This is a genomic window from Delftia sp. 60 (assembly GCF_002754395.1).
GTDB classification, from domain to species: Bacteria; Pseudomonadota; Gammaproteobacteria; order Burkholderiales; family Burkholderiaceae_C; genus Comamonas; species Comamonas acidovorans.
Map to the genome: position 1 here is coordinate 3512841 of NZ_PEFD01000001.1, position 16697 is coordinate 3529537.

The following is a 16697-nucleotide window of genomic DNA, read 5'->3' on the forward strand; positions in this document are numbered from 1 at the left end:
GAGCCACCTTCGGGTGGCTTTTCAATTTTGGGGGCCTGCCATGTCCAAGCTACAGACCCTTAAGAGCACGCTTCCAGTCCTTGATACCCGCCGCGTGCAGACAATGCAGGCCGGCAGCTGGCGCACCAGTGATCAAACCAGCAGCCAGCGCGGCTACGGCTACAAGTGGCAGAAGGCCCGCGAGCAGTTCCTGCGCGAGCACCCGCTGTGCCTCATGTGCCAGGCGCGGGGCAGGGTCGAGGCGGCAACGGTTGTTGACCACATCACCCCGCATCGCGGGGATCAGTCGCTGTTCTGGCGGCGCAGCAACTGGCAGCCCCTGTGCGCCACCCATCACAGCCGTGACAAGCAGCGCGAGGAGGCTCGCCGAGTCTTATAGACCCGCGATCTTGCGAACCTCTGCCAATGTGAACTCTTGGCCTTCGTCTTCGAAGTCCTGATAGATGTGCTCACCCTTCGTGAGCAGCTCGTCCAGCTTCGCGACTTCTTGATCTTGCAGCTCGTAGATAACGATGAATGCTTCTGCCGGGTCTTGATCATCCGCGCCGAACTCTTTGGCTTCCTCGTGAAGCGCTTTGATTGCAGAAACGGGATCAGAGGCTTCTCCCATCCATTGCAAGAATCCCGGGCCTGTGTCGAAGATTGCGTATTGCATCGATGCTCCTTTCTGATTGGTCTTGATGATAGATGGCTCTGGACGCTCATAGGGCAGGCATACCGTCGCACGTCAGCCGACTGGCATTTGCCCTGTACAGGGCTTCTATGCGCGTGCCAGGGCCATCGGCAAGGTGACTGGAGGGGAGGGGCTATGCAAAGTTAATGGGCTTCCGGCCTCTAGACCGCCCTGTTCCGCACGCGCAAGAAATTTCCCCCTATTCAAATAATTCAAATGGAGTTGCTATGTCCGGAGTCAAAGGGCGCAGCGGCGGCGCGCGTCCGGGCGCCGGCCGTCCATCGAAAGAGCCCGCATACCTGAATCTGAGCGTTACCTACGACGAGCCAGCCAAGTTCCTAAAGGCGGTGATGAACGACAGCGGCACCGAAGCCAAGCTGCGGATTGACGCCGCGAAAGCGCTGCTGTCCGCAGAGGTCCGTCGCGGCGAGAACGGCGGCAAGAAGGCCGCCCGTGCTGGCGCTGCAGCCACCCGGGCGAAGAGCGGGAAGTACGCATCGGCCGCGCCGCCGAACCTGCAGTAGGGAGGGGCGAATGCCTGAATGGTCTACCTCATGCGTTGACTGGGCTGAGCGGATCCGGGAGGGTCGCTCAATCATCCCGCCGCCGATCTTTCCTGAGGAGGCCGAGGCGGGTCTAGCCGTGATGCGGGATCTGCGCATCGTGGACGCCCCGGGAAGCCCACGCATGGCTGACGCCTGCGGGCAGTGGATCTTTGATCTGGCTGGCTCCATCTTCGGTGCCTACGACGCCCAAAGCGGCCGCCGGCTCATCAAGGAATGGTTCGTGATGCTGCCGAAGAAGAACTTCAAGTCCGGCTTGGCGGCATCCATCATGCTTACCTGCTTGGTGCGCAACTGGCGCCGGTCGGCAGAGTTCACAATCCTGGCGCCAACCAAGGAGGTCGCTGACAACAGCTTCACTCCCGCCAAAGACATGGTGCAGTACCTGGAGGAGAGCGAAGACGAGGACGAGGAGCCCTACAGCGAGTTGGCGGAACTGATCCATGTGCAGGACACCCAGCGGATCCTGACCCATCGCAGCATGGGCGCGAAGCTGAAGGTGATCGCAGCGGACACGAATACCGTTTCCGGCAAGAAGTCTGCCGTGCTGCTGGTGGAGGAGCTTTGGCTGTTCGGCAAGATCGCCAAGGCAAAGGACATGCTGCGGGAAGCTGGCGGCGGGTTGGCTGCACGCCCCGAAGGTTTCATCCTGTACATCACCACCCAGAGCGATGAGGAACCTGCGGGCGTTTTCAAGGAGAAGCTGGAGTACGCGAGGGGAGTGCGCGACGGCACGATCATTGATCCCGAGTTCCTGCCTATCCTGTTCGAGCATCCGCCAGACTTGGTAAAGAACGAGGGCTGCATGCTCCTGGAGAACCTGGCCATGGTGAACCCCAATCTGGGGTACTCGGTGGACCGACCATTCTTGGAGCGCGAGTTTCGCAAGGCGCAGCAGGAGGGCAAGGAGTCGCTCAAAGGCATGCTGGCCAAGTACGGCAACGTTGAGGTCGGCCTGAAGCAGCGTTCCAACAGCTGGGCCGGCGCCGAGTTTTGGGAGCTTCGTGGGAACCGCCGCATTTCGCTCGAATACATCCTGCGCGAGTGCGAGGTCGTTGTGGTCGGGATCGACGGTGGCGGGCTGGATGACTTGCTGGGCCTAGCTGTTGAGGGGCGATACCGAGGCGTGACTCGCTGTGCGCTCTGGAACAAGGCTTGGATCCACCCCATTGGCATCGAAAGGCGTAAGTCGGAGGAGCCGAGATACCGAGACTTCGAGCGCGACGGCGACCTGGTCGTGGTGGAGCGCCCGGGGCAGGATCTGGAGGAGCTTGCGGCGGTCTGCAAGGAGATCTACGACGCCGGCCTGCTGGCGCGAATCGGCCTGGACCCTGAGCGAACGCACAAGGTGGTGTACCAAGCGCTCATTGATGCCGGGATACCGGAGGAAATGATCATCGGCATCTCGCAGGGTTGGAAGCTTACCGGCGCCATGGCTGTCGCGGAGCGGGGCCTGGAGGATGGGAGTCTTACCCACGCGGCACAGCCTCTCATGGCCTGGTGTGTGGGCAATGCGAAGGTGGTGCCTTCGGGCAATGCCTCGCTGATCACGAAGCAGGCCAGCGGCACAGGGAAGATTGATCCGCTGATGGCCTCCTTGAACGCCGTCACGCTCATGGCCACCAATCCGCAGGCCAAAGGGCCATCCGTCTACGAGACGCGCGGAATGCGCTTTCTATAGGGCACGACCACATGAAGATATTCGACAAGCTGTTCCGGCGAGATGGGCCGGAGGCTCAGTCGCGCCCGCGAGCCAGTACGGAAGGCATCACCTTCCAGGGCCTGGACGATCCGGCGCTGCTGGAGTTCATCCGCAACGGCCAGATGGGCGCATCGAACCGGATGCTGCGCAACACCTCGGCGCTGCGCTGCCTTTCGCTGATCGGCAATGGCCTGGGCATGCTGCCCACCAGCCTTTACCGAGCCGGCGACGACAAGGAGGTTGCCAAGGATCACCCGGCGCACAAGCTGCTGCGCTACAAGCCGAACCCCTGGCAGACGCCGATGGAGTTCAAGAGCCAGATGCAGCTGCTGCTGGAGACCGAGGGCAACGCATACGCGCGCATCATCCGCGCCGCTGGCCGCCCGATCCACCTGATCCCCTTCGAAAAGGGCAAGGTGGACGCCAAGCTGGGCAGTAACTGGCGCATGCAGTACCGCTGCACGACCGAGAACGGCGGGCAGATCACGCTGGACCAGGAGGAGATCCTGCATGTGCGCGAGCTCTCGTTCGACGGCGTGCTGGGCCTGTCCAAGCGGCAACTGTCCACCGAGGTCTTCGAGCTGGCCGAGCAGGCGCAGCGCGCGGCCGGCAACATCTTCAAGACTGGCGTGATGGCTGGGGGCGCCATCGAGACGCCGAATGCACTCTCTGACCAGGCATACAACCGCATGCGGGCATCGCTGGACCAGGGTCTCAGTGGCTCCGAGAACGTCAACAAATGGATGATCGCGGAGGAGGGGGCCAAGGCCAATCCCTTCACCTCGACGGCCAAGGACGGCCAGCAGCTGGAAAGCCGCAATCACCAGATCGAGGAGGTGGCCCGCCTGTACGGCGTGCCCCGCCCGCTGCTGATGATGGATGACACCAGTTGGGGGTCCGGCATCGAGCAACTGGCCATCTTCTTCGTGCAGTTCACGATGACGCCGCGCTTCACGGCCTGGGAGCAGGCACTGGAGCGCTCGCTGCTGACGGATGCAGAGCGCGGCCACTACTACTTCAAGTTCAACGAGCGCGCGCTGCTGCGCGGCACGCTCAAGGACCAGGCGGACTACTTCGCCAAGGCGCTGGGCGCCGGTGGCCACCAGCCATGGCACACGGCCAATGAGGTCCGCGACCTGGCTGAGTATCCGGCAGACCCGAACCCGAAGTTCAACACCCTGGGCGACCCCTCGGGGAAGAAAGTAAGCAATGAGCCTCAAGCAACTACCTGAGATCCGCGCGGATCACCGGCTGTCCAAGGCTGGATTCGACCTGCGCCCTGATGCTGTGGACCGATGGGAACCCGAGGTGCGAGCCTCGGCCAGCGACGCGGAAACGAGCATCTCCATCTACGACTCCATCGGCGAGAACTGGGAGGGCACGGGCGTTACGGCCAAGCGCATCGGCGCCGCGCTGCGCAACATCGGCGCGCGTGATGTGACGGTCAACCTCAACTCCCCGGGCGGCGACTTCTTCGAGGGCATGGCCATCTACAACCTGCTGCGCGAGCACAAGGCAAAGGTGACCATCCGCGTGCTGGGCGTGGCCGCCTCGGTGGCTTCGGTGATTGCCATGGCCGGCGACGAGATCCTGATGGGTGATGGCTCGTTCCTGATGATCCACAACGCCTGGGCCGTGGCCGTCGGAAACCGCCACGACATGACCGACACAGCCGCCGTGCTGGCGCCGTTCGATGCCGCGATGGCTGCGCTGTATGCCCACCGCTCCGGGATCACCGAGGCTGAGGCCGCGATGCTGATGGATCGCGAAACCTGGATCGGTGCGCAACAAGCAGTCGATGACGGCTTCGCCACTGGCCTGCTGCCCAGCTCGGAGATAACCCGCACGGCCCAAGCATCTGGCGCGCGCAAGCCGCTGGCGCTGATCGAGGCCTCAATGGCCAAGGCCGGCTACTCGCGCAATGCGCGCAGAGATGCGTTCAAAGCCCTGTTTTCCAACGGCACGCCGGGCGCTGCCGATCCTGGGGCCACGCCGCGCGCTGGCCCTGAAGTCGCAGCCTCGCTGCAATCGCTGCTGGACACGATGCGCGTGTAGACCGCAGCAACCACCAACCCAATCGGCCGCCCTTGAGGCGGCTTTGTCATTTCTGAAAGGGCCACATCATGGCAAAGCAACACACAGCACGTCCCGTTCCCCGCGGCATCATGGCCGTCCGCGCCGAGGCTCCCAGCAACGCCGAAGTCAAGGCATTGATCGATGGCCTGCAGCAGACATTCGCCGCTTTCCGTGCAGAGCACACCAAGCAGTTGGAGGAGATCAAGGCCGGCAAGTCTGGTGCCGATCAGGAGGCAAAGCTGGCGCAGATCAATGCAGCGCTCGACAAGCTGCAGCGTGAAAGCGAAGACGCGCACACCAAGATCGCCGCAGCTCAAATGGGCGCGCCTGGCGTTGCTCTGCGGGACAAGGAGTACAGCGCCTCGTTTGATGCGCACATGCGCAAGGGCGACGTGCAGGCAAGCCTCAACAAGGGTACGGCTGAAGAAGGCGGCTACCTGACCCCCGTCGAGTGGGATCGCACCATCACCGACAAGCTGCGCGACGAGTCGCCCATGCGCGAGCTGGCCCAGGTGCAGCCCACCAGCAAGGCTGGTTGGACCAAGCTGTTCAACATGGGTGGCACGGGCTCCGGCTGGGTTGGCGAGACCGACCAGCGACCCGAGACGGCCACTCCCGTGCTGGCGGCGCTTGGCTTCGGGCACGGCGAAATCTATGCCAACCCGGCTGCGACTCAGCAGATCCTGGACGATAGCGAGATCAACATCGAGGCATGGCTGGCCAGCGAAGTACAGGCAGAGTTCGCAGAGCAGGAAGGCCTGGCTTTTATCAGTGGCGACGGCGTGAAGAAGCCTGCCGGTATCCTGACCTATGTCACCGGTGGCGCCAATGCGGCCAAGCATCCCTTTGGCGCGATCAAGGTAACCAACAGCGGCGCTGCGGCAGACATCAGCTCCGATGCCGCGCTGGATCTGATCTATGCCCTGCCCAAGAAGTACCGCCAGAACGCGCGTTTCCTGACCAACAACCTGACCATCGCGAAGCTGCGCAAGCTCAAGGACGGCCAGGGCAATTACCTGTGGCAACCGTCTGCGCAGGCTGGTCAGCCGGCAACGTTTCACGGATACGGCCTTGCCGAAGACGAGAACATGCCCGATGTGGCGGCCAATGCCGTGCCGATCCTGTTCGGAGACTTCAAGCGCGGCTATCTGATCATCGACCGCATGGGGGTGCGTGTGCTGCGCGACCCTTACACCAAGAAGCCGTACGTGCTTTTCTACACGACCAAGCGCGTGGGCGGCGGCGTGCAGAACCCCGAGTGCCTGCGTGCAATGAAGGTGTCGGCGTAACCAAGAAGGGGCTTCGGCCCTTTCTCCATTTCAGGAGAAGACGATGAAGGCAACCAGGCAATTCAAAGGCGTGAAGGACGGAGAAATCTATCCCACCGTATTCGAGGTGGGAGATGAGATCCCGGCCGAACTCGAAGCCGCCGCGATCGAACTGGGCGCGGTTGAGCAAAAGAAGGCCGTCGCTGGTACAGATAAGGCCAAGTCGTAGCATGCCCATCTTGACCATCGAGACGGCCATCGACCACTGCCGGGCTGACCCGGAGGACGCCGCGATGGTGGAGCTGTATCTCGGTGCTGCCATCGACGCCGCCCAGGAGTACCTGGGCCGCAAGGTGTACGCCGACCAGGCCGAGCTTGACGCTGCGGTGGCTGCGGGTGAGGCCGGTGAGCTGCCTATAGTGGCCACCTACTCGGTCAAGGCCGCGATGCTGCTGATCTGCGGCCACCTCTTCGCCAACCGCGAGGACGTGGTGGTGGGTGCGCAGTCCTTTGCCATGCCCAACGGCTCGCGCGACCTGCTGCGGCCCCATCGGAAGGTGCAGGGCCTATGACCACGTTCCGCGCCGGCACCCTTCGAGACCGCATCCACATCCAGCGCAAGACAGGCGGCACGGACGGTTGGGGCACGCCCGAGCCCGAGGCCTGGGAGAACATCTCCCCGGGCCGCATCGCAGCCAACGTGCTGCACAAGTCTGGCCTGGGCACGATAAAAGCCGACGCCGAGGTGTCCATCGTCCGCGCGAGCATCCGGATTCGCCGCCGCGCTGGCGTGGACGCCGGCATGCGGGTGCTGTTCGGGTCGTCCATCTACAGCATCGAGGCAGTGCTTCCCGGGCCGACCCGTGAATACATGGACCTCGTCTGCAAGCTCATCCAGTGAGGGGAGGCAATGGCGAATGGAACCAACTCTTTCACCATCCGTGCTGACACTGCGGCCCTGGGTGATTTCCTGGATGCGCTGGGCGAAGCTGCCGACCAGGCCGTGCGCCCCGCTGCGCAGGCCGGCGCGCAGGTGCTCTACGAGGCGGTCAAGGTCAACGTCAGTTCCATAGGCAGCGTGACCGGCAACCTGGGCCGTGCGGTCTACCAGGCGTTTTCTCCTGAGCACTCCATCGATGGCGTGCAGGCGCAGTACCACGTCAGCTGGAACGCCAGGAAAGCGCCCCATGGGCATTTGCTGGAGAGGGGGTGGGTACAGCGCTACGCCGTGACCATTGCCAAGGGTGGCAAGTGGGTCACGCGGGTGCGGCCCGAGGCGCATGGCAAGCCCCGGCCGAGGCGCCGCGCCACACAGGCCGAGAAAGATGCGTACTACGTGCCTCGGCCCGGTGGCCCCGTCCACCGGCTGGGATATTTCTTCGTTGCGCGCGCTGAAGATTCAATGTCGAAAGCGATTGAGGCTGCGAATCTGGAGCTGCAAAAGCGTTATGACCAGGTGAAGTGACATGAGCTATGAACCCGCCCTTGTGGCCATCCTGACGGCGCTGTGTCCGAGGTCTTTGCCGGTTGTCGCCCCGTGGGGAACCAAGATGCCCTATGTGATCTGGCAGCGCGTTGGCGGACGCGCGATGCGCAACCTCGACAAGCGGCCAACAGGCAATCTGCGCAATGGTCGCGTCAGCATCACGGTCTGGGATGAAACGCCCATGAAGGCCACGGCCCTGATCCGCCAGATCGAGGACGCATTGACGGCCTCCGATGCCATCCAGTGCACGCCGCTGGATGAACCTCTGGACATGTTCGACGACGGCGGCAGCGATGCCGGAATCTTCGGCATGCAGCAGAGCTTTTCAATCTGGGCGCGCCGATAGCGCCCGACTCTTTCTCAACCCCGGCCCGCAGCAGCGGGCTTTTTTACGTCCGAAAGGAAAACGCCATGGGCGCACAAACCGTTGCCGGGACCAAGATCGGCATTTCTGCAGCACTGCCCGCCACCTACGACAAGGATGGCTATGCGGCTTTGACCTTCTCCAAGATTGGAGAGATCACCAACGGCGGCAGCCACGGCCGCACTTATCAGGTGGTCAACCACAACCCCATCGATACGCGCGGCACCCGCAAGTACAAAGGCTCGTTCAACGAGGGGCAGAAGACCATCCAGCTCGCTGTTGACGCCGCAGACCCGGGACAGATCATCGTCAAGGCCGCCCTCAACTCCGATGCTGCCTATGCCTTCGAGGTGGAGTACCAAGATGGCTCCATCGACTACTTCACGGGCCTGGTGACCAGTTGGTCCAAGTCCACCGAAAGCGTGGACAGCATGTACTCGGCCAGCGTCGGCCTGGAGCTGACTACCTCCAAGGATGGCGTCGGCATCATCGAAGTGCCCGCACCTGCCGGCCCCTGACCCTTTCTCCTTCGGCCCTCGGGCCACCCCAGCACCGGCCCGGCTGTTTCGTCTCTCAGCGGAGGCGGGCAGTCGGGCGCGGGCATTTCCATCTCCTCCGCTGAAAGATCGACATGACCAAAACCATCACCCAAGCCGTGGCCGTGGCCACATCCGCCGCCGTCGCTGCTGCCGAACTTGTGGACATCACTGCCTTCGACCTGGTGAGCGCCTGCGAGGCCGGCCACAAGTTTGTGCTGCGCAACCCGGACGGCTCGTCCACCGGCATCACCCTCATCGTGCGCGGCACGTTCGCGCCCGAGGTGGTCGCCTGGAACTCCGGCGTTGCGGAAAAATTCCTCAACGAGCAGCGCGCGGCACAGCGCCGAGGCAAGGCCCCCAAGGCCAAGACCATCGATGAGATGGAGGCCCAGAACATCGAGGGCGCCGTGGTGCGTGTCGCTGGCTGGGAGGGCGTCCGCCAGCCCTACAGCGCCGACCAACTGCGCGCCGCGCTCAAGCGCAATCCGCACTGGGCCGTTCAGATCATCGAGGAGTCCGACAGCCTGGGAAACTTTGGCGCGACCTCGGCATCCAGCTCCGAGGCTACGTAAAGCAGCTGGCCTGGCTGCAGGCGCCCGTCGATCCGCCCAAGGGATCGAGCGAGGATGCGCCGCGCCAAAGCAGGGCGCAGCGTATGGGCGATGACGCAGAGCTGCCTTTGCCCGAGCTGGAGGACGGCTATCACTTCATCGCGGCGCTGATGGAGGTGGGGCCGGTCTCCTATGCGGGCATGGACTTGGCGCCCATCTCCTGGCCGGAGATAGCCGCCTGGCAGCAGGCCACGCGGTGCCCATTTCGCCCACATGAGCTGCAGCTGCTGCGCAGCCTGTCGGCTGCCTATCTGGAGCAATACCGGCTGTCCAAAAACGATGCCTGTCCATCGCCCGAGATCGTGCGGCCCGATGGTGGAGAACAGGCCAAAAAGCTGGCGGCTCACATCAAGGGCGTGCTCCGCGGGTGAGGGGCGTTCGGCTTAACGAGCATTGAGCAGACCGCTACGGCGGTCCTTTTATTTGAAGCCCTTCGGCAATGCCGCAGGGCTTTTTTGTTGCCCGGACGGTACGCATGACAGACACCACACGCAAATCGAATCTTGAGTTTGGTGTGCGCAACAACACCAAGGCCGGCCTGTCGGAGATCAAGCAGGATGTCAAAGCCGTGGGCGATGAGGCCGCCCAAGCCGGCGCCAAGGCCGGTACGGCTTTCGACGGGATGGGCAAGAGCAGCCAGACGGCTGCGAGCAGCATTGACCGCAGCACACGCAGCATCATCAGCTCTCTGGAGCGCGAGATGGCCGCCATGCAGGCCGGTGGCAAGGGCACTGCCGCCTATTACGAGACCATAGCCAAGCAACGTGGCGCCGACATGGCAGCGCTTGGTCCGTACCTGCAGCAGATGCGCCTGTTTGAAAAGCAGGCCGAGGAATCGTTCAAGACGGTTGGCATGTCTGCGCGGGCGACATCCGCCGCAATGCGCGGGGTGCCGGCCCAGATCAGCGACATCGTTGTGAGCCTGCAGGGCGGCATGCCCGTCATGACCGTTTTCATGCAGCAGGGCCTGCAGTTGCGCGACATGTTCGGCGGCTTCGCTGCGGCTGGCAAGGCTTTGGGAAGCACCCTGCTGGGCCTGGTCAATCCCTACACCGTTGTAGCGGCTGCAGTGGTGGGCTTTGGCGCAGCCATGGCGTACTCGGAGAGCACGCTGCGCACCAACATGACGCTGATGGCGCAGTTGGAGGCCACAGGGCGCGCGGGCTTCCTGAACTCCGATGCCATCAAGCAGCTCAAGAAGGAGATGATTGAGCTGCCGGGGATCAGCAAGAGCATGGCCTCGGCCATCATCGCGGACCTGGTGCAGGTGCGAACCCTGGGCGGCGAGGCGCTGCAGAAGATCGCATTGCTGTCGGCAGACTTTGCAACGGCCACGGGCCAGGATGCCGCCAGCGCCGCCAAGGAGTTGGCCAAGGCGATGGAGGAGCCTGCCAAGGGAGCGCGTGTCCTGGATGAGGCCTTCAATTTCCTCACCGTGTCCCAACTGGTGGCCATTGAAGCCATGGTGGAGGCCGGCGACAAAGCTGGCGCTCAGGGCGTGGTGCTCGATGCCTTGGGCACTCGGCTCAAGGACCTTGCGGACAACAGCCTGACGCCGCTGCAGACCGCCACGAAGAACTTTGGCGATGCCTGGGACCAGGCCATGGCGAACGTGGCCAACGCGGGCACGCTGACGGCTGCCAATGATCTGGTCGCTGGGCTGGTGAACCGCTTTGCGGAACTGGTGGGGTGGCTCAACCGGGCGAAGCTGCCTGACTGGATGGAGCAATCGTTCAAGGGCGGCCTCAATGGCATGGTCTACAGGGCCATCGTCGGCGACAACACTCCCAAGCCTGCCTTCACTGGCGGAACGACAGGTAGCTGGGGCGACAACACGGGCGGCGCCTCAGGTGGCTGGGGCACGACAGGTGCGAAGTCCGCGGCCGACCAGGAGCTGTCCGAGCTGCTGGACACCACCAAGGCATTCAAGGGGAAAAAGGATGCCGTTGAGGATCTGAACAAGACGCTCGGCAGGCTGCAGACGCAGCAGCAGCGCTTGCGCGATGAGGGGCGCGGCGATTCCAAGGAAGCGGATGAGCTGCAGACCCGGATCAACGGCATCAACGAAAAGATCAAGTCGCTGAGCAAGACGCGCGGCGACGGCGCGAAGAAAGAGCAGTCTGCCTATGCAGAGCTTGCGGCCTCGATCCAAGCCAAGATTGACGCCAACAAGGCAGAGGTCACCCAGTCCGGCAAGCTCAACGACGCCCAAAAGGCTGAGATCAAACTCAATGCTGATCTAAAAGAAGGAAAGATCAAGCTGTCGGCCGCCCATGAGGCGGATCTGCGTGGGCGCATTGCGGTCTGGAAGCAGCAGGAAAAGGACAAGGCGCAGGCCAAGGAAAACGTCGCGCTTTACCAGCAGCAGCTGGACATTGAAAAGCAGGTCACGGAGGACTACCTCAAGCGCTCCAAGGCCCTGGAGTCGGCGCGCCAGGCGATGGACGCTTACGAGAAGTCGGCGAAAGAGGACTTCGAGCGCCTGCAGCTGGAGGCTGGCCTGATCGGCATGAGCAACCAGGCGCGGGCTGTGGCCTTGGCCCAATACGATGCCGAGCTGGAAATCAAGCGCAAGATTGCCGAGATAGAGCGGCTGGATGCGACCACATCGCAAAAGGATGAGCTGATCGACCGTGCGCGCGTGGTCTCCTACCAGCGCGTTGCCAGTGCCCAGACCAAGGCCTACAACGACGAATGGAACAAGGCCTTTGACCAGGCCAGCCAGTCGCTCAGCGATGCGCTGATGGCGGGCGGCAAGAACGGCGCCGAGTACATCGAGGGCCTGTTCCGCTCCCTGGTGCTGCGGCCCGTGATTCAGGCCATCGTGGCGCCCATCGCGGGTGATATCGCCTCCACGGTGCTGTCCATGCTGGGCATCGGTCCCAGTGGCAGCTCGGGCGGACGTTCGGGCGTGGGATTGGGCAACCTGTCCACCATGTACAAGCTGGGCACCTCATCGCTGATGAAGGACTTCGGCCTGGGCCTGGGCAACCTGGTCAACAACGCCGGCGGCAAGCTCTACAACCTGGGCTTGGAGAAGGTGGGCAGCTCGCTGATCGATTTCGGGGACATGCTCACGAAGTATTCCGGAATCATCAACAAGGCCGGTGCTGCATTCAGCTACGTCAGCGCGATCTTGAACATCGCCGATGGCAAGTGGGGTGCGGGCCTTGGTACGGCGGTCGGCCAGTGGTTCGGTGGCCCTATCGGCGCTTTCATTGGCAACTGGATCGGCGGTCTGCTGGACAAGGCCTTCGGCTCGCGTGGAGCAAACCATGTGGGAGCTGCATACAGCACCACAGGCGTCGGCAACGACAAGGCCGCTGAGATGCTGTTTGGGCGCGCCGGCGGCGATTGGTACGACGACCTCACGAAGCGCAATAGTCCGGAGCTGGGCAAGCAGCTTGGGCAATCCGTTGATGCCTGGGTGCAGCTCTATAAATCGCTGGCGGGCTACGCTGGAGGTGGCGCCAAGGACATCGATATCGTTGCTGGCTTTGCCACCAACCCTAAGCACGGCGATGAGGATAGCTACGGCTATTTCAAGATCATCGACAAGATCACCGGCGAAGTCCTGAAGGACTACACGGCACGGGATGGTGTGCTGGGAACAGATCCTCAGAAGGCCTGGGCGCAGTACATGGCGGACATGGGCGGGGCGGTCATCGACCAACTCAAGAAAGCCGATATCCCGGGCTGGATGCGCGATGAGTTCGACGCGCTGGGTGAGGACATCACCGTGGAAGGTCTCAACGAGGCATTGCGCAACATCGCAATGATCGATGCGGCATTCCGTGGTTGGGCCGACACGCTGGTGGGCTTTGCAGATCTGACGGCCAAGGCCCAGACCGAGCTGCTGAAGTTCTCGGGTGGCATCGAGGCGCTGTCCAACAACATCAACGCCTTTTACTCCAGCTTCTACTCGGAAGTGGAGAGGGCGGGGATCATGCAGCGCCAGGTGAGGGAAGGGCTCAAGGCGCTGGGCGTGGACATCGATCCTGCAGGCGGCGAAGCAGCCAAGAAAGCCTTCAGGAAGCTCATCGAAGACGCGCTCGCATCGGGCAACACGGAGCTTGCAGCGAAGCTGCTGGCCCTGGCTCAGATGTTTGGAGTGGCGGCTGACTATGCCCAAAAAGCTGCAGAGACCGCTGCCGATGCGGCGAAGACGGCGGCGGACGAGGCTGCGAAGCTGCTCGCCGAATCGCGGCAGAAGGCCAAGGATGCTGCGATGGCCAACTTTGAGGCCGCCGTGCAGCGTGAACAGGACTACTGGAGCGCCATCGCCTCGGCTGCGCAGTCAGCCATCAGCAGCATGTCTGCCGTGCTGGCCACGCTTAAATCCAATGCGCGCGAGTTGTATGGCTCAGTGACTGCGACTCAGCAGATGCTGGCCGCGCAGGGCATGGTCTATATCGAGCAGGCATTGGCCGGCGTGCGTGGTGGCGCGAAGCTGTCCAGCTACGAGGGCCTGACGGACGCCATCAGTGCGGCGCGCAGCGGTATCAACGGCGGGGCCTACGCGACTCAGTTCGAGAAGGACCGGGACACCTTGGTTCTGGCGGGCCAGTTGGCTGATCTGGCGGACATGGGTGATGCCCAGCTCAGCATTGAGGAACGCTTGCTCAAAAACTCGCAAGAGCAGTTGGAGCGGCTGGACAAGACGCTGAACTACTGGCGCGAACTGATCGAAGGCAACGAAAAGCACATCGATGCAACTCTGAGCGTTGAGGCCGCGATCAAGGCCTTGGAAAAGCTGATGTTCCCGGAAAGCCCTGGGGGAGATGGCGGCTCCAAGACGCCTGTCCCCGGTGGCAACGGCCGACCAGGCTGGGGCCAGGGCGGCGCTGGCAGTGGCGCGCCATCGAAGTACGGCAGTGTCAACAACGTGGGAGGCATCACCTGGCGTGACCCGATCACGGACCCAGACCGCATTTCTCATCTCGATGACATCAACGCGATCAAGCAGCGGTATGACGGCACGGGTGATGTGGCGGGGTTGTGGGCCGAGGCCTCGGCTGCGGGCGCGTCGGCCAAGGACCTTGCTGACATCTATGGCTTTTACGAGCGTGACGTGATCGCTGCATTGCGTGCGGCTGGGGTTCCTGGCTTCGCTGCCGGCGGGATGCATTCAGGTGGCCTGCGCATGGTGGGCGAGCGAGGGCCGGAACTGGAGGTTACCGGACCAGCCCGGTATTGGTCGGCTCAACAGACGCAATCGATGTTTTATGGCGGTGGAGGCGGTCGCACAGATGCATTGCTGGAAAAGCTGGTGACGAGCGTGGACCGTCTTGACGCACGCATGGCAAGCGTGGCGGACAGCACTACCGGGCTGTATGACCAGCACGACAGCGTTACAGAAGGAGGCAACGGCATGAGGGCCGAAATCATGAATGTCAGGGAGTTGGCGATAGCCATCGCTGCGGAGATGAAGGAATGACCGAGAACCGATCAGCGCGTGTCATGGTGCCCGTGAAGATCACGGACGCCATGATCGTGGCCGGCACTTCCGTGCCGGAGCCGAACACGGCCAATGGAGAAGTGGCATGGGTTGCCAGTGGCATTTATGCCGTTGACGATCTGCGCACGTCCAATGGTTCCGTGTACTCGTGCACACGTATGCACTCGGGCCGCACAGCGCGGCCCGAGGCAGACCGTGGCTATTGGTTGCGGAAGGGACCCACGGATAGAAAGGCTCCATTTGATGACTACTCGTCCACCAAGGCCCGGGGCAAAGGCGCAATCACCTTTGTGCTCGCTCCGGGTTTCATCAACGGGGCGAGTGTCTATCAGCCAGAGGGCGCGACCTACTCGCTTGTGGTCCGGAACGGTCCAGGCGGGGACGTCATCCGGGAACAGCACGGGGACCTGTTCGCGCAAGCGGCGGGCCTATGGGAGCTGTTGTTCACGCCTTTGCCGGCTCTGGAAAAAATTTCCATGGACGACATCCCTATTGCGCCCAACGCCGAAGTGACCGTGACCATTCAGTCACCGGGCGATGGTGCGGTCGCTGTGGGCGACATCAAGTTGGGCGACTGGCGGCAGCTCATCGGGAACGCTGACAAGGGAGGGGTGGAGCGAGGTGCCGAGGCTCAGCGTAAGCCCTACACCTACCGCAAATACAACGATGACGGCACCTATGACCAGGTTCCACGCGGCAATGCAAGGGACGTGTCCTGTCGTGTAGTCCTGGATCATGAAGAGGCCATGTACGCAGACGCCGTGCTTGGCGAAATCCTTGATATGGCGGTGCCCTTTGAGGCATCGAATTTGCCGCGACTCGGCTACCTCAACACGCTGGGATTTGTCTCTGGCGTGATAAAGGCGGACGAATGGGGCGTGACTTCTTTGTCTCTCAACATCAAAGGCAATATCTGATGGCAGTACAACAAGCCGCAAAACTGACGCCAATCCCAGAGTTTCCGTCACTGGCGCGCCGCGCGACCGGCGAATACAACGGGATGGCCTACAGCTTCGGAACGCATATGGGTGGTCCAGGCCCGTTTGTTCCCGAGATCAACGCGCTTGCAGAAAGCGTGCAGCACAACGCGCAAGAAGCGGTAGATGCAGCCGAAGGGTCTGGCAATGCACAGGAGGCCGCAGAGGCGGCTCGCGACGGAGCGGTAGAGGCGCGCGAAGGTGCTGAGGACGCCCGAGACGCCTCGGCCTTGTCTGCGGCAAACGCCTCGGGCTCGGCCGGTGCCGCATCCGGCAGCGCGTCAGCAGCCTCTGGATCTGCCATGGCAGCAGCGGGAAGTGCCGCGGCCGCCTCCGGCTCGGCGGGTGCAGCAAACACTGCAAAGACTGGCGCTGAGGCTGCGCGCGATGCAGCCCAGGGCTACCGCGACCAGGCCGAGGTCTTCGCCACCCAACAACTCAAGGGCAGCAGCTCCACAAGCGTGACGCCGGGCGCCGGAGCGAAGAGCTTTGTGATTGAAGCAAGCCGCTCGTTTGTCGTGGGCATGTACGTCGTGGCCACGTCCACAAGCGATCCGAACACGCGGATGAGCGGCTACGTGACGAGCTACAACATGGGCACCGGGGCGCTTTCCCTGTCTGTCGATGCATTCGCTGGCTCGACCGAAAAAGCCGACTGGGTGATTGGTGTGGCCGCACCCGGTGGCTCAACATCATCCGTGCTCGTTTACGTACCTGTCACCGGCACCACCCAAGCGGCAGCCCCTGGCGCGCGCTATGGGCTCCAGAACGCGGCAAAAACCACAGTCACTTTGCAGGCGTCTCCCGTGAATGGGGATGTGGTTGCCGTGATTTGCGACAACCTGCGGCGCGACAACGTAGTAGCCAGGAACGGGCAGTTGATTATGGGGCTGGCAGAAGACCTGATTATCGACAATCCCTATTTTCCAATCATGCTGCAGTACCAGTCGCCATTTGGATGGCGTTTCATTTCCTGATGA

Annotated in this window: 18 protein-coding genes; 17 read left to right on the plus strand and 1 reads right to left on the minus strand. The window is 62.7% G+C overall.

Translation table 11 applies throughout. The features are described 5' to 3' along the window. Positions 1–40: 40 nt before the first annotated feature. Positions 41–379, plus strand: coding sequence for an HNH endonuclease signature motif containing protein (locus CLV01_RS15895; protein WP_099733850.1), 339 nt, complete (start codon positions 41–43; stop codon positions 377–379). On the opposite strand, the gene CLV01_RS15900 is transcribed toward CLV01_RS15895, so the two are convergent. Further along, positions 374–655 (minus strand): hypothetical protein, encoded by a 282-nt coding sequence (locus CLV01_RS15900; protein WP_099733849.1) that lies wholly within the window; start codon positions 653–655, stop codon positions 374–376. The two genes, CLV01_RS15895 and CLV01_RS15900, sit on opposite strands and share 6 nt — an antisense overlap. Before the next feature lie 245 nt (positions 656–900). Here CLV01_RS15900 and CLV01_RS15905 point away from each other — a divergent pair, with 245 nt between their 5' ends. The 16 genes from CLV01_RS15905 to CLV01_RS29160 all read left to right on the plus strand — a co-directional run bounded on the left by CLV01_RS15905 (position 901) and on the right by CLV01_RS29160 (position 16694). Further along, a complete protein-coding gene (locus CLV01_RS15905; RefSeq protein WP_047327690.1) occupies positions 901–1197 on the plus strand; it encodes a hypothetical protein in 297 nt (98 codons plus the stop codon). A 10-nt stretch (positions 1198–1207) separates the two neighbouring features. Next, the gene (locus CLV01_RS15910; protein ID WP_099733848.1) at positions 1208–2917 is read left to right on the plus strand and encodes a terminase large subunit; all 1710 of its coding nucleotides are present in this window, start codon (positions 1208–1210) and stop codon (positions 2915–2917) included. Between the two features lie 11 nt (positions 2918–2928). Then, positions 2929–4170 (plus strand): phage portal protein, encoded by a 1242-nt coding sequence (locus tag CLV01_RS15915; protein WP_257221327.1) that lies wholly within the window; start codon positions 2929–2931, stop codon positions 4168–4170. After that, on the plus strand, positions 4148–4993 hold the full coding sequence (locus CLV01_RS15920; protein WP_034392898.1) for a head maturation protease, ClpP-related: 846 nt from the start codon (positions 4148–4150) through the stop codon (positions 4991–4993). The genes CLV01_RS15915 and CLV01_RS15920 overlap by 23 nt, the downstream gene beginning before the upstream one ends. Before the next feature lie 68 nt (positions 4994–5061). Continuing rightward, positions 5062–6303, plus strand: coding sequence for a phage major capsid protein (locus CLV01_RS15925; protein WP_099733847.1), 1242 nt, complete (start codon positions 5062–5064; stop codon positions 6301–6303). A gap of 43 nt (positions 6304–6346) precedes the next feature. Further along, positions 6347–6511, plus strand: coding sequence for a hypothetical protein (locus CLV01_RS29155; RefSeq protein WP_180288404.1), 165 nt, complete (start codon positions 6347–6349; stop codon positions 6509–6511). Position 6512: 1 nt separating this feature from the next. After that, positions 6513–6854 (plus strand): head-tail connector protein, encoded by a 342-nt coding sequence (locus CLV01_RS15930; RefSeq protein WP_099733846.1) that lies wholly within the window; start codon positions 6513–6515, stop codon positions 6852–6854. After that, positions 6851–7183, plus strand: a complete 333-nt coding sequence (locus tag CLV01_RS15935; protein ID WP_099733845.1) for a phage head closure protein — start codon at positions 6851–6853, stop codon at positions 7181–7183. The genes CLV01_RS15930 and CLV01_RS15935 overlap by 4 nt, the downstream gene beginning before the upstream one ends. Positions 7184–7192: 9 nt before the next feature. Continuing rightward, a complete protein-coding gene (locus CLV01_RS15940) occupies positions 7193–7747 on the plus strand; it encodes a hypothetical protein (RefSeq protein ID WP_099733844.1) in 555 nt (184 codons plus the stop codon). Between the two features lie 22 nt (positions 7748–7769). Continuing rightward, entirely contained in the window at positions 7770–8114 is a 345-nt protein-coding gene (gp17, locus tag CLV01_RS15945) for a tail completion protein gp17 (protein ID WP_180288405.1), read from the plus strand. 65 nt (positions 8115–8179) lie between these two features. Further along, entirely contained in the window at positions 8180–8650 is a 471-nt protein-coding gene (locus CLV01_RS15950; RefSeq protein WP_099733842.1) for a phage tail tube protein, read from the plus strand. 113 nt (positions 8651–8763) lie between these two features. Further along, complete coding sequence (locus CLV01_RS15955; RefSeq protein ID WP_099733841.1) at positions 8764–9243, plus strand: hypothetical protein; 480 nt, start codon at positions 8764–8766, stop codon at positions 9241–9243. Between the two features lie 83 nt (positions 9244–9326). Beyond that, complete coding sequence (locus CLV01_RS15960) at positions 9327–9653, plus strand: hypothetical protein (protein WP_099733840.1); 327 nt, start codon at positions 9327–9329, stop codon at positions 9651–9653. Between the two features lie 104 nt (positions 9654–9757). Beyond that, complete coding sequence (locus CLV01_RS15965) at positions 9758–14719, plus strand: phage tail length tape measure family protein (RefSeq protein ID WP_180288406.1); 4962 nt, start codon at positions 9758–9760, stop codon at positions 14717–14719. Further along, entirely contained in the window at positions 14716–15657 is a 942-nt protein-coding gene (locus tag CLV01_RS15970) for a hypothetical protein (RefSeq protein WP_099733838.1), read from the plus strand. The genes CLV01_RS15965 and CLV01_RS15970 overlap by 4 nt, the downstream gene beginning before the upstream one ends. Further along, complete coding sequence (locus CLV01_RS29160; protein WP_180288407.1) at positions 15657–16694, plus strand: hypothetical protein; 1038 nt, start codon at positions 15657–15659, stop codon at positions 16692–16694. The genes CLV01_RS15970 and CLV01_RS29160 overlap by 1 nt, the downstream gene beginning before the upstream one ends. The last annotated feature ends 3 nt before the right edge of the window (positions 16695–16697 follow it).

What these genes read in the sequence shown, in the direction of transcription:
- CLV01_RS15895 (WP_099733850.1), top strand. Translation starts at nt 41, where the DNA reads ATGTCCAAGCTACAGACCCTTAAGAGCACGCTTCCAGTCCTTGATACC.
- CLV01_RS15900 (WP_099733849.1), bottom strand. Translation starts at nt 655, where the DNA reads ATGCAATACGCAATCTTCGACACAGGCCCGGGATTCTTGCAATGGATG.
- CLV01_RS15905 (WP_047327690.1), top strand. Translation starts at nt 901, where the DNA reads ATGTCCGGAGTCAAAGGGCGCAGCGGCGGCGCGCGTCCGGGCGCCGGC.
- CLV01_RS15910 (WP_099733848.1), top strand. Translation starts at nt 1,208, where the DNA reads ATGCCTGAATGGTCTACCTCATGCGTTGACTGGGCTGAGCGGATCCGG.
- CLV01_RS15915 (WP_257221327.1), top strand. Translation starts at nt 2,929, where the DNA reads ATGAAGATATTCGACAAGCTGTTCCGGCGAGATGGGCCGGAGGCTCAG.
- CLV01_RS15920 (WP_034392898.1), top strand. Translation starts at nt 4,148, where the DNA reads ATGAGCCTCAAGCAACTACCTGAGATCCGCGCGGATCACCGGCTGTCC.
- CLV01_RS15925 (WP_099733847.1), top strand. Translation starts at nt 5,062, where the DNA reads ATGGCAAAGCAACACACAGCACGTCCCGTTCCCCGCGGCATCATGGCC.
- CLV01_RS29155 (WP_180288404.1), top strand. Translation starts at nt 6,347, where the DNA reads ATGAAGGCAACCAGGCAATTCAAAGGCGTGAAGGACGGAGAAATCTAT.
- CLV01_RS15930 (WP_099733846.1), top strand. Translation starts at nt 6,513, where the DNA reads ATGCCCATCTTGACCATCGAGACGGCCATCGACCACTGCCGGGCTGAC.
- CLV01_RS15935 (WP_099733845.1), top strand. Translation starts at nt 6,851, where the DNA reads ATGACCACGTTCCGCGCCGGCACCCTTCGAGACCGCATCCACATCCAG.
- CLV01_RS15940 (WP_099733844.1), top strand. Translation starts at nt 7,193, where the DNA reads ATGGCGAATGGAACCAACTCTTTCACCATCCGTGCTGACACTGCGGCC.
- CLV01_RS15950 (WP_099733842.1), top strand. Translation starts at nt 8,180, where the DNA reads ATGGGCGCACAAACCGTTGCCGGGACCAAGATCGGCATTTCTGCAGCA.
- CLV01_RS15955 (WP_099733841.1), top strand. Translation starts at nt 8,764, where the DNA reads ATGACCAAAACCATCACCCAAGCCGTGGCCGTGGCCACATCCGCCGCC.
- CLV01_RS15960 (WP_099733840.1), top strand. Translation starts at nt 9,327, where the DNA reads ATGGGCGATGACGCAGAGCTGCCTTTGCCCGAGCTGGAGGACGGCTAT.
- CLV01_RS15965 (WP_180288406.1), top strand. Translation starts at nt 9,758, where the DNA reads ATGACAGACACCACACGCAAATCGAATCTTGAGTTTGGTGTGCGCAAC.
- CLV01_RS15970 (WP_099733838.1), top strand. Translation starts at nt 14,716, where the DNA reads ATGACCGAGAACCGATCAGCGCGTGTCATGGTGCCCGTGAAGATCACG.
- CLV01_RS29160 (WP_180288407.1), top strand. Translation starts at nt 15,657, where the DNA reads ATGGCAGTACAACAAGCCGCAAAACTGACGCCAATCCCAGAGTTTCCG.